Origin of the sequence: Caballeronia sp. LjRoot31 (assembly GCF_964253885.1) — a bacterium.
GTDB lineage: Bacteria > Pseudomonadota > Gammaproteobacteria > Burkholderiales > Burkholderiaceae > Caballeronia.
In genome coordinates this window covers 1902755-1917675 of sequence record NZ_CAXURX020000002.1, presented here as the reverse complement: position 1 = coordinate 1917675, position 14921 = coordinate 1902755, and the positions used below count along the sequence as shown (strand labels likewise).

Here is a 14921-nt window from a genome sequence, read left to right as displayed (position 1 = left end):
TTTTTCGTTTCGTTTGCCAAGTCAGTTTGTCCCTTAACCACATTTCGGACCTTCCATGCACACTCGGCTCTCCCGGTTATTTTCCCGCGCTTCGATTTCCGCATTTACCTGTGCGCTAGGCTTTTGTATCGCCGGGGCGTTTGCATCGACGTCCGCCGGTGCAGCCACGATCACGGTCGGCGGCAAGAATTTCACCGAGCAGGTGCTGATGGCGCAGATGACCACCGCCTTGCTGGAGGCCAAGGGATTCACCGTCGTTAAAAAGGACGGCATGGGCAGCAGCGTGCTGCGCGAGGCGCAGGAAAATGGCCAGATCGATGTGTATTGGGAGTACACGGGCACCTCGTTGATCACCTACAACAAAGTCACGGATCATTTGAATCCGGCGCAGACCTATCAGCGCGTGAAAGAGCTGGATGCGAAGAAGGGACTGGTATGGCTCGATCCATCGAAGGCAAATAACACCTATGGCCTGGCGATGAATCGCGACGAAGCCGCGAAGCTTGGCATTGCCACGCTAAGCGACTTGTCGAAGGTCCTCAATAGCGGCAAGGAACTGACGTTCGCGTGCAATTCAGAGTTCTACGCACGGCCCGACGGGCTCAAGCCGCTGCAGCAAGCCTATGGCTTCAGCTTCTCGCCACCGCAGGTCAAGCGGATGGATTCGGGCCTGACGTATCAGGCGCTGAAGGACCGGCAGGTCGATCTCGCGCTGGTGTTCACCACCGATGGCCGCGTGCCTGCGTTCAACTTCATCGTGCTGCGCGACGACAAGGGTTTCTTCCCGGCCTACGCGCTGACACCGGTCATCCGTCGAGAAACACTGGACGCCAATCCGAAGCTCGCGGGCATTCTTAACGCACTTTCCGCGAAACTCGACGATCAGACCATGGCGCGTCTGAATGCTGAAGTGGATGTGTCGAAGAAGTCGGTGGACGACGTCGCGGCGCAGTTCCTGAAGTCGTCGGGACTGATCTAGACCGAGGGTTCGCGCGCAAACATGAAACATGAACTCGTGGTGGCGGCCGCACAGATGGAAAGCGTGCCGGGCTCGATTGCTTCGAATGTGGACAAGCATCTGTCGATGCTCGCGGCCGCCGCAGCGTCGAACGTACAACTGCTGGTATTTCCGGAACTGTCACTGGTGGGCCACGGCGCGGGTGCGGATGCGCTGCGTCTCGCCATGCCCGCCGATGACCCCGTGCTGCTGCAAATAGCGGCTGCATGCACCGGCATACACGCGGTGGTCGGCTTCATGGAAGAAGCGCCGGGCGCGCAGTTCTACAACAGCGTGGCCACGCTGGCGCAAGGCTGCGTGGTCCATGTGCATCGGAAGATTTCCCTGGCGACCTACGGAAAGCTCGACGACGGCAAGTATTTTGCCCCCGGCGACGCGCTCGGTGGTTTCGATCTCGATGCGCACTGGCGCGTCGCTACGCCGGTCTGCGCCGACCTGTGGAATCCGGCGCTCGTGCATGCATCGGCGTGTGCGGGCACGACCTTGTTCGCGGCGCCGGTCAGCTCGGCGCTCGAAGCCGTCGGCCAGGACTTCGATAACCCGCGCGGCTGGGATCTTGCCTTGCGTTTCTACGCGCTGGTCTACGGTACGCCGGTCGTGATGGCAAACCGCGTGGGCCGCGAGGGCGATCTCCATTTCTGGGGTGGTTCGCGCATCGTCGGCCCCGATGGTCACGTCATTGCTCAAAGCGAACAGGCCCGCGAAGAACTGGTGATCGCGACACTGGACTACGACGCCGTGCGCCAGGCGCGTTTCGCGTTGCCCACTATTCGCGACGCCAACGCGCTGAAGTTGAATCCGGCTGTTGCATCGTGTCGGTTTCGTGATGGGCTTGGTCGTGAACCTGCGCTCACGCCGCAAAACGGCGGAACACAATAGCTTCACACGAATGTTTTCTTGGGCGGACATGACGATGTTGGACGCAGCACGGGTTCACGCTCTACTGGCCAGCCGGCGCGAAGGATTCAGTCTGGCCCAGCCGTTTTATATCGACGAATCGTTTCATGCGCTGGATCTCGACGCCGTCTTTATGAACGACTGGCTGTTCGCGCTGAACGCCTGCGAGATTCCCCAGCCCGGCGACTATCAGACGCTGGAAGTCGGCGGGACGTCCGTGATCGTGTTGCGCGATCCGCATGGCGAGATCAAGGCATTCTTCAATACTTGCCGGCATCGCGGATCGCGTATCTGCATGGAACCGCAGGGGCATGTGCATAGGCTGGTATGTCCGTATCACCAGTGGGTGTACGACCTGGACGGCGCGCTGTTGCACGCGCGCCAGATGCCGCCTGATTTCGAACGCGACGGTTATGGACTCGCGCCGGTGCAGGTGGAAGTTATCTGCGGCATGGTCTATATCTGTCTCGCCGATCCTTCCGATCCCCACTCGATCACGCCTGACCTGTCACGCTTTCGCCGTGCGGTGACGCCGTACATTGCGCCACATCAGCCTGAACGGACGAAGGTGGCGTGTTCCATGACCATTGTGGAAAACGCGAACTGGAAGCTCGTGATAGAGAACAACCGCGAGTGTTACCACTGCTCGGGCAATCATCCCGAACTGCTCGCCACGCTGATCGAATTCGCGTTGCCCGACGATCCGCGCGGCTCGCAGGATTTTCGCCAGTTGATGAATGATAAAGGCCGCCAGTGGGACAGCCTGAGCTTGCCGCATCAGCCCGCGGACGGTGGCAACGAGTTCCGTTGCATCCGCTTGCCGTTCCATCGCGGCGCGGTATCGTTCACGGCCGATGGTTCGCCGGCCTGTACCAAGCTGCTCGGTGAGTTGACCGAACCGGACCTGGGTTCGGTGAGAATGTTCAGGGTACCTAATAACTGGAATCATTTTCTCTCCGATCACATCATCCACTTTCGGATCCTGCCGCTTTCCGCAAACCGGACCGAGTTGCGCACGACCTGGCTCGTTCATGAAGACGCGGTGGAAGGCGTGGACTACGATGTCGAAACGCTCACGTCGGTCTGGCGCGCGACCAACGACCAGGACGCGCGGCTGGCGGCAAACAATCATTTGGGCATTGCATCGAAAGCCTATGTGCCGGGACCGTACGCGCCGTCGGAGTTCATGTTGCGCAACTTCACGAACTGGTACGCGGACAAACTTGCCGCGTATGTCGAGCGCACGAGTTCGAAGCCCCGGACGATCGAATTGCAGGTGTCCAATGGCTAACGTCCCTGGCGATATCACTGGGCTCGAAGCGCCGTTCCCCGGCATGCCGGATGCGCCTGTGGACCGCGTGCTCGAATGCGTCGCCGTGAGGTCCGAATCACCCGATGTGAAGACGTTTGTTTTCCGCGATACCACGCGCGATGCACCTCGGTTCGTTGCCGGGCAATCGATGCTGCTGACGCTCCATATTGACGGTGAACGCGTGGACCGGACGTTTTCGATAGCATCGGCGCCGGGTACTGTTGCCGGTAGCGAGACGCTCGAACTCACGCTCAAGCGGCAACCGGCAGGACGCGCCACGCGCTGGTTGCATGACGAACTGAAGCCCGGCATGCGCGTAAGTTCGCGTTACCCGCTAGGCGTATTTCGACTCGACGCCATGCCGCAAGGGACGCTCGCGTTGGTCTCGGCAGGATCAGGTGCGTCGCCGTTGATGTCGATGCTGCGCACGCTCGCGCACCACGCGCCAGAGCAGGATATCGCGTGGTTTCACGCGGCACGCCGTGTGGAAGACATCTTGTTTGCCGACGAAATTGCTAGGTTGCAAGCGCGCATGCCCAGGCTGCAAGCGACCGTCACGCTGAGTCTGCCTGGACCCGGCTGGTTTGGTTTGCGCGGGCGCGCATCGCGGCGGCTTATTGCGGCGGCCATGCCCGATTTTTTCACGCGTGAAGTTTATTGCTGCGGCCCGGCATCGTTCATGGACGATATCCGGCGCATTCACGCCGCCGATGGCGCCAGGCATGCACGTTTTCATGTGGAGCATTTCGGCGCGGTGACGGTATCGACTCCGCCGGCAGACAGCGAAGCTTCCGAAACAGACAAGAGTTTCGATGTCACGCTGGGCAACAAGCACTTCACTGCACGCGCGGGCGAAACGGTTTTGATGGCCGCGTCGCGGCAGCAGGTCGTCATTCCCTGCGCTTGCGCGAGCGGCATCTGCGGGACCTGCAAGCTGCACAAACGTTCGGGCGCGGTGGACATGCAGCATCAAGGAGGGCTCTCCACCCATGACGAAGCGGAGGGCTTCATTCTTGCTTGCTCAAGCCGGCCATTATCTGATCTGGTGCTTGACTTCTAACCCTTCTCCGGCAGACCACGCACAATGAACGATCACGTTGGACAATTCATCCACTCGCTTCGCTTCGAGGATCTGCCCGATGCCGTGGTCGAGCAGGCGCAATACTGCCTGCTCGATCTGCTCGGTGTCGCGGCGGCGGGCAGCAGCACGCAACTCGCGCAGATAGCCTGCGATCATGCCGCTGAATTTTTCGGCGCGGGCAGCATGCGCACACGGCTGTTGTTCAACGGACGTATCGCGAGTCCGCTCGGTGCGGCATTGGCCGGTGCTATGACGATCGACAGCTTCGACGGCCACGACGGCCATTCGCTGACGAAGGGCCACGTCGGCGTGGCCGTGCTGCCCGCCTTGCTGGCAATGGCAGAACTGGACCCGTCGATGGACGGCCGTTCCTTCCTCACGAGCCTTGTGCTCGGCTACGAGATCGGTACGCGTGCCGGCATCGCGCTGCACGCAACCAGCAGCGAATACCACACGTCCGGCGCGTGGAACGCATTGGCCGCGGCGGCGATAATCGCGCGAGGGCTGAAGCTCGATGTTGAACGAACGCGTCATGCGTTAGGTATCGCGGAGTATCACGGACCACGCAGCGACATGATGCGCTGCATCGATTTTCCGACCATGCTCAAGGACGGCTCGGGCTGGGGTTGCATGGCGGGCGTGAGCGCCGCGCTGCTCGCCGCGCGTCACTTTACCGGCGCTCCCGCACTAACGGTTGAAGCCGGCGAAGAAGGTGCGTTGTGGTCCGATCTCGGGCGCCGCTGGTTCATTCTCGACCAGTATTTCAAGCCATTCCCCGTGTGCCGCTGGGCACATCCGGCAATCGCTTGTGCGCTGCATTTGCGCGAGACGAATGTCTTCGCGGCGGATGCGATTGAAAGCGTCGAGATCGAGACGTTTCACGAGGCGACCCGGCTGTGCGCATCTGTTCCGGTCACGACCGAGGAAGCCCAGTACGGCGTGCTCTTTCCTGTCGCGGCAGCATTGCTGGACGGACGCGTGGATGCGGAAACGATCGGGTCGAAGGGTCTCGCCGACGTTCGTCTGTGCGGTCTGATTCCGCGCATGAAGCTGGGTGATTCCGCTTCGTTCAGCGCGCTTTTCCCCGCGCAGCGTTGGGCCCGTGTCATCGTGCACACCCGCGATGGCAGGACGCTTGATTCCGGCCCGATGCAATCGCAAGGCGACCCTGAACGGCCGTTGCCGCGCGATGCGTTGCGTGCGAAGTTTCGCGCCTTTTCCGAGGTGCGCATGAGCCCGGACCGGACGGCGCGGATAGAAAGGGAAGTGTTCGCGCTGAGCGAACCGGCGCACGCCCTGAGCCCGCTTCTCGATCTCGTGCTGACCCAGCCGGAAACGTCGCTCGTGGAAGCGATCAGGTCGGTTTTGTGATCTGGCGCGCTGCGCGCATCACCTGATAATCGGACAACCCTTCATCGATCGAGGACAACTCGTGGACCAACCCGTGCGGCATCCTGCTGAACCTTCCGGTCCTGTGGAATACGATCCCGCGTCGGTCGCAGGCAAGCAACCGCCCATCGCCGACGAAACCGATCTGCTCGTGATCGGCGCGGGACCGGCGGGGCTTGCCGCTGCGCTGGCTGCATCGAACCGGGGCGTGCGGGTGACGTTGATCGACGAAAACCCGGTGCCGTTAGAGACGATGGGCGAAGAGATTCCGCTGCACTTCGGCGGTCGTATCGGCGCGATCGTGGCAAACCGGAACGCCATGCTCGAAGCGCTGCTCGAGAGCACACCTGAACTCGCCGATGCGCTGGAAGCCGGCGTCGATGTGCGCCTCGGTACGGTTGCATGGGGACTGTTTCCGCAACGTCCGACAGCAGCGTGGATCGATGGCCGCGTCGTGGGCCTGGCAGATGAGGAACGTGCTTATTTGCTGCGTTTCAAGCAGGTGATCGTCGCGTCGGGCAGCCGTGACATGGGGCTCGCATTCGCGGGGTGGGAACGCCCGGGCGTGATGGGCGCGAGCGCGGCGTATCGGCTTGCAGTGACTTACGACGCGCTCAGCGCGCGCGTGGCCGTGCTGGTCGGCAGCAGTACCGCTGCGTTGCAGATAGCCAATGTACTCTCCGACAAAGGCGTGCGTATTGCGGCGGTGATCGAGCAAGGCGAAACCGTGACGGGCGACGCTGGTTTGCTCGCACGCCTGATCGCACGGGGAACGCAGGTGTTCACGCGCCATGTGATCGAACGGGCGGAGGGCGGTGGTACTGGATCGGGCGAGGTCGAGGCCGTGACGCTCGCGGCAGTGGACGCTGACGGGCGGCATCGGAAGGACGAACTGAAGCGCCTGGCTTGCGACACGGTGTTGCTCGGGATTGCGACAGTACCGGCTATCGAATTACTTGAGGCAGCCGGCTGCGATACCGCGTTCATCCCGGAGCGCGGCGGGCACGTTGCGCGGGTCGATGAAGCGCAGCGCACGTCGTTGCCGTTCATTTTCGCGGCAGGTGATTGCGCGGGGACATGGGCCGATAAAAGTGTAACGCCCTCGATCGCGAGGCGCGAAGGGCGGATTGCAGCGGCGGCCGCATTGAGCGCGCTGGGCGTGAATGATCAGGACGTTGCTGAAGAAGCGCCCATCGTGCCCGATGCGGTTCACATCGATCCCGCACACGAGCGCTGCGCGTGGGTGCGTGCGTCGGTGATCGAAGCGGATGGCGAGCCTTATGTCTGCCAATGCGAGGAGGTAACGGCCGCCGAGATCCTGCTGGTTCGCCCACCGCGGTACATCGGCTGGGAAAGCAAGAAGGACGATGAGCACCCGCACACGCTCGCACAACTGGCCGGCGATGCGCCGCCGAACCCCGACATCGTCAAACGTCTCACGCGCGCCTGCATGGGCCCATGCCAGGGACGCCGGTGCCGGGAGCAGGTCGCGGCACTGATGTCCATCGGCTCGGGCATCGCGCTGGCGGCCATACCGCTCGCCACATTCCGCTCGCCGGTGCGCCCGCTGCCGCTGCGTCAGCTTGCGACCCTGGAAGAAGTGCCCGAACTTCGCGAGCACTGGGATAGCTGGTTTGGGATGGCCTCGCAATGGGTGCCGTTCTGGCGGCCCATGCCGCTTTATACGGCGGCGGGACGCGAGCGCGGCGCAGCCGTGGCGAGCGAGTAGGCTTCAAAAAACGCGCAAGCACGAGGACAAGCACAATGACAGCGCAACACCACCCGACCAACCATTCCGGTCCCAGCGACGTACCGGCAGGCGCCTCGGTAGTCATCGTCGGAGGAGGCGTCACGGGCCTGAGCGCAGCATGGTGGCTGGCCATGGCCGGCGTCGACGCGCTGGTGCTCGATGCCGGCCTGATTGGCTGGGGCGCGTCCGGCCGCAACGGCGGCGGCTGCTCGCATCATCACAGCCCGCTGTTCCTGGAAGAGCAGCGGCTCTGGCCGATGATGGACGAGTTGCTTGGCTATCCTACCGAATTTCGCCCCAACCGCATTCGCATTGCACTCGACGCGCATCAGTTCCTGCTCTATCGCCGGGCGCTCGATAACGGTGCGTTTCACGGTTTGCGCTCAGACGTTCTCGATCCGAGGCAGGTCCGCGAACTCGTGCCGTTCGCGGGCGACAACGTCTTTGGCGGTTATTTCTATCACTTCGGCGGCCACGCGAATCCACACCGGACGCTGCAGGCTTACGCATGGGCGATGCAGGACCGCGGCGGGCGCTTGCTGCAGCATACGAACGTGACCGGCTTCACGACGAACGGCGACCACGTCAGCGGGGTGAATACAAATCGTGGCCACATTGCCTGCGATCATCTGGTGCTTGCCGCCGGACCGCACACCGGCGAGCTTGCCGCGCAACTCGGCGTGGATGTCCCGCTTGCGAGCGCGCGCGCCGAGATGATCGTGACGGAACCGCTGCCGCCCATGAGCATAGGCGGCGTTGACGGTAATGGCTTGTATGGACGGCAGACGCTGCGCGGCAATCTTGCCTATGGCGGCGGTCCGCACGAGTGGATCGATCTCGCCGACGTGAACCGCCAGCGGCCTCATTCCACACCTTTGCAATGCAGCATCGCGGCCCGCGTGGCTGCGTTGTTCCCGAAGGTCGCGCATGCGCGCGTGATTCGCAGCTGGGCGGGCTTTATAGAGAATACTCCCGACGGCCGGCCGATCATCGACCAGCCCGCTCAATTCGATAACCTCACCCTGGCGACGTTGTCGAGCGTGGGATTCGGATTATCGCCGGCTAGCGGCCACGCCATCCGCGATCTCGTGATCGACGGCACATGCAGCTTCGCGGATCTTTCGAGCTTTGCACTTTCGCGATTTGCGAATCTTGAACCGGACTGGCGGACGTTACAGGGCTGGTTGCCGTTCCCTTCGCCGCTGGCTTTTCCACGTTGCAATGAACCTGAGCAAGACATTCTCGCGCCACTAGGATCGTGACTGCGCGCCCCGCAGGTCCGACGGACTCGCCTGATAGACACGACGTACCCATCGCGCCAGATGCGATGGCGAGGCAAAGCCCGTAGCGAGCGCGATGTCGGCCACGGGCACGCTTGAATAGGCCAGCAATTCATGCGCGCGTTCGAGCCGCAACTGCACGTAGTAGCGTGCGGGCGTGGCGTTCAGATGACGCAGGAACAGGCGTTCGAGTTGCCGCGATGTCATGCCGATAGTCGTGCCGATCTGCGCAATCGGCAGCGGTGCTTCCACGTTCGCCCGCATCAGGTCGATCGCTCGCCGGATGCCTCTTGGCAGGCTGGCGTGATTGTGGTCGCGCCAGCCGCGCTGATCGTCGCGGCCGTCGCGGATGCGCTCATGATGAAACTGGTTTGCCACGCGCACCGCGAGTTCGGCGCCGTGCTGCTCTGAGATCAAATGCAGCATCATGTCCATTGCCGCGATGCCGCCTGAGCAGGTCATCCGGTTTCTATCGATCTCGTAGATCTTTCCCGAGCACAGCAAGTCGCGAAATTCCTCCGCGAACGCCGGCAGGTTTTCCCAGTGGATGGTGCATTGGTAACCATCGAGCAATCCCGCGCGGGCCAGCAGATAACTGCCCGTCGATAACGACCCGATCACAGCCTTGCTGCGTGCCGCCGTGCGCAGCGCGCGCAGGTAGCGGGGTTCGAGTTCGGGGTCGAGCCGCAGGCCGCCGCACACGAACACATAGTCCGCGTGGAGCATGGCTTCGGTGAGCGGGCGAGCCTGCAGTTCAATGCCGTTCGAGGCCTGTACGGGTGTTCCGTCGAGACTGGCCATGTCCCATGCATAAAGCGGCTGGGCGGCGAGGCGATTAGCCGAGCGCAAGGGCTCGATAGCGGACGACAGGCTCATCATGGACAGTCCTTCCACCAGCAGGAACACGAAGCGCCGCATAACGGCGACGGTCTGCGATTCGGACATGTGGGGCGGGTTTAGCGTGTCGAGGCTGTCAGAATTCATGGTTCACTGAAGGCATATCTGCGAGCAACGCTCGCGCGGACGGTACTGTGCGGAGACTCCTTCAAGTATCGTACGCCTTCAATAAAACGGCCGTCTTTTTCTGGTACGGCTATGGCTCTCGGGCAGTGGATGCGCATGCCGAGCGAGGCCTGTCATGATGCCCAGCTCATCGCTCCGCACATACCGGCCGGCATGCTGTTCGTACGAAGCATTGGCGGCGTCAGCCACGACTTTATCGAGGACACGGCCGGGGGGCATATCGTCCTCGGCAAGTCGCCGCGACCGCCGCTGTCGCCAGCTTGCAAGAGATTAGGGTAAGGCATCCCTGACCGGGATTGTGACGGTCAAGCTGACGTTCGCCTCGCGATCGGATTCGTCAAAACAACCGAGCGTTGCAGCCACGACGTGACCGACAGCGCCGAGCATTCGCTGCTGCGCCAGCCAATGTGCCCATCAGGCCGGACCATCCAGACGGTGCCTCCGGGCGCGTGGAAAGCGGCGGCAAATTCACCGGCGGTGTCGTTCAATACCGTGATCGATTCATCCGATGGCACCGCGCTGCCCGGCGCCAGAATCAAAATCCCGGCCGCTGCGGAGCCCAGCACCGCATGCAGCGCGCGGTAGCCCTCGACGAACGCCACGTACTGCTCTTCCGCGCAATCGACGTAGCCAACAAGGACGTGCCGGCCACGTCCGAGACGGTCTTGCAGGCGCAGTGGATGGCCAATAAAAGCTTGTCGCAGACCGCCCACTTCCGGCACGCGATCCCCCGGCGCGGGTAGTTCAGCGGCGAACTGCGCACAGGCGTCGATCGCAACCGGACTATCGCGGTAGCTCACTAAAAGCTGGGTCTCCCGCAACGCCGGAGTCATCACGCCCTGCGCGAGAACCGTGTTCAGCGCGCGGCTGGTCGACTGCACGACGTCGAGGCCGACCGGATGGCGCTCCGCCGAATAGCTATCCAGCAGTGCCGGCAGCGCCTGGTTTTTCGCGGCGAGCGCGAGCTTCCACGCGAGATTGTGCGCGTCCTGCAAGCCGGTGTTCATGCCCTGGCCGCCAACCGGCGGATGAAGATGCGCGGCATCTCCCGCGATGAAGGCGCGTCCAGCCTGATAAGTCGAGGCGATCCGGTGACTGACGCGGTACACCGACGACCATCGCATCGCTGATAGCTGGGTGCCGTCCGGCAGGGCAGGCAACATGAGCCGGCAAACCTCGTTGAAATCCGGCGATGGTGTGGCGGCAAGTCGCGTAGCGGTCTCGTCGGACGCAATGATGATCGAAAGGCGGTAACGATGAACCGACCCGCGCACCGGGACGGCCGCCAGCGAGGTTTGCGTCCGTCCGGCACCCTCCGACCAGTTGAAGCGGTACATCGGGCCGCGCGGCAACGTCCAGTCGACATCGACATCGGCCAGCGCAAACGTCTGCGGATACTGGCCCCCTTCGAACGGCAATCCCAGTTGCGCGCGCACGGCGCTGCGGGCTCCGTCACAACCCACGATCCAGCGGCAGCGCAGCGTCTGCGATTCGCCGTCCGGTCCCGCCAGTTGCGCGGCGACGTCGTCCGCCGTTTCGACGAAACCCGTGAGCGACCAGCCATAGGTCACGTGGCCGCCCTGCCGCTCAAGCGCCGCTTCGAGCAGGCGCTCCGTCTCGTACTGTGCTAACGACAGGGACCCGTACGGCAATCCTTCCGACGGCACCTGCATACGCTGCGCGGGTGTGCCGTCGCTCCACGTCTCCACGCCCGTCAGCCACACGCCGGCGTCGATTGCATCGAGCGCGATGCCCAGGTCGTCGAAAATCTCCAGCGTGCGAGCCGTGACGCCCAGGGCCTTGCAAAAAAACGTGCGCCCGGCGTGTTGCTCGATCACGCATACGTTCACGCCGTCGCGGCACAGTTCGGTTGCAAGCAGCAGACCGACCGGGCCCGCTCCCACGATCAGTACATCTGTCGATTCCTGCATCATGTCATTGGCCTCCAGTGGGGTTGCGATTCGGCCGCCAGCGAAATGCCCGCAATGGGCCGAACGGGGAACGGGCGCGCTGTCCGGAACGTCGCCGGCGCCGCGACAACAGCGCCTCGCTATGATGCGCCCAAATCAGTTATAGACCCGTGGGCAGGGCTCCAGGGGATCGATATCGCCGCAAGGCGCGTGGAGGTTCGTGTTCCATGGGTGATGCCCGTGCTGTTCGTCGCGCTATGGACGCCGATACGGTCGCTGCCAATGACGATCGGTTTGTCTGGGGATTTGACGTCGCTTGAAGCGCATTATTGTTGCTCTTGCGTAGCCACGTGACCGGGCAAGTCGGCTGGATGCTGTCAGACTCGTTATTCCGACGGCAATCCGCCGCGACCGGCTGGACAACTTCATGCGAAAGGGGGGCTTCATGCTTAAAAGAATTGCAACCAACCTGCTTGACATCGCCTATGACGAACAAGGTGATGTCGACGGATGGCCGGTCATCCTGCTACACGGTTTTCCCTACGATATCCACGCGTATAAGGAAGTGACGCCACACCTTATCTCCCAGGGTGCTCGTGTTATCGCACCTTATCTTCGGGGATATGGGCCTACGCGTTTCCTGGCGCCGGCAACACTTCGTTCGGGTCAGCAGGCAGCGCTGGGGGCGGACCTGTTAGCGCTGCTCGATGCACTTGAGATTGAACAGGCTGTGCTGGGCGGATACGACTGGGGCGGGCGGGCAGCATGCATTGTGGCGGCGCTGTATCCGTCGAGAGCGCGGGGGCTGGTCTCGGTTAATGGCTACAACATTCAGAATATAGCCACCGCCATGCGGCCAGACGACCCGGAGAAAGAACATCGGCTCTGGTACCAATATTACTTTCATGGTGAGCGTGGCCGGGCTGGACTGACTGAAAACCGGCGCGCGTTTTGCCGCCTGTTGTGGTCGTTATGGTCGCCGAGCTGGGGCTTTGACGACGACACCTACGCGCGCTCGGCAGCCGCGTTCGACAATCCGGATTTCGTCGATGTTGTCATCCATTCGTATCGGCACCGTGCCGGACTGGTCGATGGCGATCCACAGTTCGACGATATGGAGCGTCGCTTGTCCGCCATGCCGTCGATCACCGTGCCCACGATCACACTCGAAGGCGACGCTGATGGCGTCGCGCCGCCGGGGGGAAGACCGGCGGGCTTAAAGCGGTTCACTGGACGCCATGAGAACCGCGTCGTGCCGAACGCAGGTCATAATCTTCCGCAGGAGGCGCCAGACGCATTCGTCAGCGCGGTACTTGATATCAACGCGTGGGCGGATTGACGCTTCACGCATGAGGTCTCTGACCCCTTGCACGGTCTCGGCATCGGAGTGCACGCATCGGTGATGCGTGCCTCGGCGTCAGGGCATTAATGAATCAGGAAGCCGCTAATCCAGCGCCGGCGATTCTTGTGCTAACGACGCGGATACTTCCCGACGCGCTTCCTCTTCCTTTTCTCCTGCAGCGACTTCTCCGTGGTCGGAGCGAACGCGCCCAAGCAGCGCAAAGACCAGAACGGCTGCGCCCAAGGTCAGGATAATCGCCACCCAAAGAAGCTTCTTGAACGCGAGATCATAGGCCAGGAGCAGGTGCGCGTGATCGAAGCCCAAAAGAATCGAGCCGGCTTTCTCCAGCGTTCCGGCGGCGAGTTGCGCCGCACCGGATGCCAGGGTGTCCGGACTCTGATCAGGCCTGATGTCGGTCAGGGTTTGCCGGGCGAAAAACGCCAGCAATGAACCAACAATGGCCATGGCCGTGCTATCAATCGAGACGCGCAAAGCGCCAAAGATACCGACAGCCATCCCGGCTTTGTCGCTAGGGACGACGCTGACGGCAAGGTTATCCATCAACCCCCATGGAATGGCGGCGCCCAGGCCGATCAGGAGCAGATCCACGCGCATCAGGATGCCATGATCTCCGAGCGGCACCTGGGTGAGTAGAAAGAGCCCTGCGACCGAGATCAGCATGCCGACACCCGAGAGGATGCCAACCGGAATAAATCGGGTAAGCATCGCTGAAAGGAACGGGACAAAGAGCAACGGCGCCGAAAAATAAAGCATCAGTATTCCGGCATCCAGGGCACTCAGCCCTTCAATCCCGATGAAACGCAGCGGCAGAATAACGAGCAACGCAATATATGAATACGCTGTCGCGAGCGGTAGAAGCTGCGCGCCCACGAAGCGCGGATAGCGAAACAGGCTGAGGTCAAGCATGGGATTCAAGACTTTCGTCTCTATCACGACAAACAGGACCAGCACGAGACCGCTTGCCACAAAGAGTCCCAGGACAAGCGGGCCCGTCCATCCATACACCGGGGCTTCAACCACGGCGAAGGTGAAGAGCGTCAGCATGAGGGTGAAGGTGCCGGCGCCTGCCCAGTCGAGGCCATGGGCCGAAGGATTCTTGCTGTCCGTCATGTAGAAAACGCACAATATCAGTGCGATAAAACTGATCAGCGCACTACTGAGGAAGACCGCGTGCCAGTTGAAAAGAGCGATCAGAATGCCCGCCAGAGTCGGGCCGAAAGCGAGGCCTGCGCCAAACGCGATGCCGATAAGGCTGAAAATCCTGACGCGCGCCGGACCTTCGAATTCCTGGGCCAGCATTGATACGCCGCCGGCATACGCACAGGCAGCCGCAAGACCATGCGGAACGCGAAGGAAGTCAAGCCACAAGACGCTCGGTGCGAGCGGCATCGCAAGCGAAACGAGCGTCATGACCAACATGCCGATGAAGAAGATTTTCTTGCGGCCATAGTGATCGGCAAGCGCACCTGCCACCATCAGGGTACTGCCGCAGGCGAGCATGAAGGCATTGGTGATCCACGAAAGAGCAACCGTCCCTCCCGCAAGGTCACGACCAATGAACGTTTGGGCGGCCGGCCCAGCCGAAAGACTTAAAGGCAGGCTAATGCAGGCCAGGATGACCGCGATGAGAACAAGGGTTTTAGCGCGTGTGGACCGCGGCACTGTCGGGGAAGCATGCGTGGAGTGCTGGTGCATCGATAAGATTCCCTAAGGTTCACGCTATACAGGAGCGGCGCAATAGATGCCTTCCGGTCCCGGAAGGCATCAATCCTAGGGGTGTTGGTTTTATGGATAAAGAAAGACAATGCGAATTCATCTGTCGGGAAACACGAATAATGAAGAACTGACTGCATGTCGCGGTTGAATCGTCAACTGTTGGAGAGCAGCAGGGCGTCACG

General features: G+C 62.0%; 11 protein-coding genes and 1 pseudogene. 9 read left to right on the top strand and 3 right to left on the bottom strand.

Annotated elements, in window-relative coordinates; genetic code table 11:
* Nucleotides 1–55 precede the first annotated feature (55 nt).
* The 7 genes from ACSQ8V_RS26865 (at nt 56) to ACSQ8V_RS26835 (ending at nt 8709) form a co-directional block, all read left to right on the top strand.
* Nucleotides 56–979, top strand: coding sequence for a glycine betaine ABC transporter substrate-binding protein (locus ACSQ8V_RS26865; RefSeq protein WP_436207720.1), 924 nt, complete (start codon nt 56–58; stop codon nt 977–979).
* A 21-nt stretch (nt 980–1000) separates the two neighbouring features.
* On the top strand, nt 1001–1897 hold the full coding sequence (locus ACSQ8V_RS26860) for a nitrilase-related carbon-nitrogen hydrolase (protein WP_436207719.1): 897 nt from the start codon (nt 1001–1003) through the stop codon (nt 1895–1897).
* Nucleotides 1898–1931: 34 nt separating this feature from the next.
* Nucleotides 1932–3206, top strand: coding sequence for an aromatic ring-hydroxylating oxygenase subunit alpha (locus ACSQ8V_RS26855; protein ID WP_436207718.1), 1275 nt, complete (start codon nt 1932–1934; stop codon nt 3204–3206).
* Nucleotides 3199–4287, top strand: coding sequence for a flavin reductase family protein (locus ACSQ8V_RS26850; protein ID WP_436207717.1), 1089 nt, complete (start codon nt 3199–3201; stop codon nt 4285–4287). Before ACSQ8V_RS26855 ends, ACSQ8V_RS26850 begins: the two co-directional genes overlap by 8 nt.
* 24 nt (nt 4288–4311) lie before the next feature.
* Complete coding sequence (locus ACSQ8V_RS26845) at nt 4312–5679, top strand: MmgE/PrpD family protein (protein ID WP_436207716.1); 1368 nt, start codon at nt 4312–4314, stop codon at nt 5677–5679.
* Nucleotides 5680–5740: 61 nt separating this feature from the next.
* Nucleotides 5741–7426, top strand: coding sequence for an NAD(P)/FAD-dependent oxidoreductase (locus ACSQ8V_RS26840; protein WP_436207715.1), 1686 nt, complete (start codon nt 5741–5743; stop codon nt 7424–7426).
* A 35-nt stretch (nt 7427–7461) separates the two neighbouring features.
* Complete coding sequence (locus ACSQ8V_RS26835; RefSeq protein WP_436207714.1) at nt 7462–8709, top strand: NAD(P)/FAD-dependent oxidoreductase; 1248 nt, start codon at nt 7462–7464, stop codon at nt 8707–8709.
* On the opposite strand, the gene ACSQ8V_RS26830 is transcribed toward ACSQ8V_RS26835, so the two are convergent.
* Complete coding sequence (locus tag ACSQ8V_RS26830; RefSeq protein WP_436207713.1) at nt 8698–9711, bottom strand: GlxA family transcriptional regulator; 1014 nt, start codon at nt 9709–9711, stop codon at nt 8698–8700. The two genes, ACSQ8V_RS26835 and ACSQ8V_RS26830, sit on opposite strands and share 12 nt — an antisense overlap.
* Nucleotides 9712–9819: 108 nt before the next feature.
* Here ACSQ8V_RS26830 and ACSQ8V_RS26825 point away from each other — a divergent pair.
* Nucleotides 9820–10029: pseudogene (locus tag ACSQ8V_RS26825) on the top strand (hypothetical protein); the annotation flags it as partial.
* 26 nt (nt 10030–10055) lie between these two features.
* On the opposite strand, the gene ACSQ8V_RS26820 reads toward ACSQ8V_RS26825, so the two are convergent.
* The gene (locus tag ACSQ8V_RS26820) at nt 10056–11684 is read right to left on the bottom strand and encodes an FAD-dependent monooxygenase (protein ID WP_255631369.1); all 1629 of its coding nucleotides are present in this window, start codon (nt 11682–11684) and stop codon (nt 10056–10058) included.
* Between the two features lie 421 nt (nt 11685–12105).
* Here ACSQ8V_RS26820 and ACSQ8V_RS26815 point away from each other — a divergent pair, with 421 nt between their 5' ends.
* On the top strand, nt 12106–12999 hold the full coding sequence (locus tag ACSQ8V_RS26815) for an alpha/beta fold hydrolase (RefSeq protein WP_436207712.1): 894 nt from the start codon (nt 12106–12108) through the stop codon (nt 12997–12999).
* Nucleotides 13000–13104: 105 nt separating this feature from the next.
* On the opposite strand, the gene ACSQ8V_RS26810 is transcribed toward ACSQ8V_RS26815, so the two are convergent.
* On the bottom strand, nt 13105–14718 hold the full coding sequence (locus tag ACSQ8V_RS26810; protein WP_436207711.1) for an MFS transporter: 1614 nt from the start codon (nt 14716–14718) through the stop codon (nt 13105–13107).
* Between the last annotated feature and the right edge of the window lie 203 nt (nt 14719–14921).

Coding starts and splice junctions, on each gene's coding strand:
- ACSQ8V_RS26865 (WP_436207720.1), top strand. CDS start 56: ATGCACACTCGGCTCTCCCGGTTATTTTCCCGCGCTTCGATTTCCGCA.
- ACSQ8V_RS26860 (WP_436207719.1), top strand. CDS start 1,001: ATGAAACATGAACTCGTGGTGGCGGCCGCACAGATGGAAAGCGTGCCG.
- ACSQ8V_RS26855 (WP_436207718.1), top strand. CDS start 1,932: ATGTTGGACGCAGCACGGGTTCACGCTCTACTGGCCAGCCGGCGCGAA.
- ACSQ8V_RS26850 (WP_436207717.1), top strand. CDS start 3,199: ATGGCTAACGTCCCTGGCGATATCACTGGGCTCGAAGCGCCGTTCCCC.
- ACSQ8V_RS26845 (WP_436207716.1), top strand. CDS start 4,312: ATGAACGATCACGTTGGACAATTCATCCACTCGCTTCGCTTCGAGGAT.
- ACSQ8V_RS26835 (WP_436207714.1), top strand. CDS start 7,462: ATGACAGCGCAACACCACCCGACCAACCATTCCGGTCCCAGCGACGTA.
- ACSQ8V_RS26830 (WP_436207713.1), bottom strand. CDS start 9,711: ATGAATTCTGACAGCCTCGACACGCTAAACCCGCCCCACATGTCCGAA.
- ACSQ8V_RS26820 (WP_255631369.1), bottom strand. CDS start 11,684: ATGATGCAGGAATCGACAGATGTACTGATCGTGGGAGCGGGCCCGGTC.
- ACSQ8V_RS26815 (WP_436207712.1), top strand. CDS start 12,106: ATGCTTAAAAGAATTGCAACCAACCTGCTTGACATCGCCTATGACGAA.
- ACSQ8V_RS26810 (WP_436207711.1), bottom strand. CDS start 14,718: ATGCACCAGCACTCCACGCATGCTTCCCCGACAGTGCCGCGGTCCACA.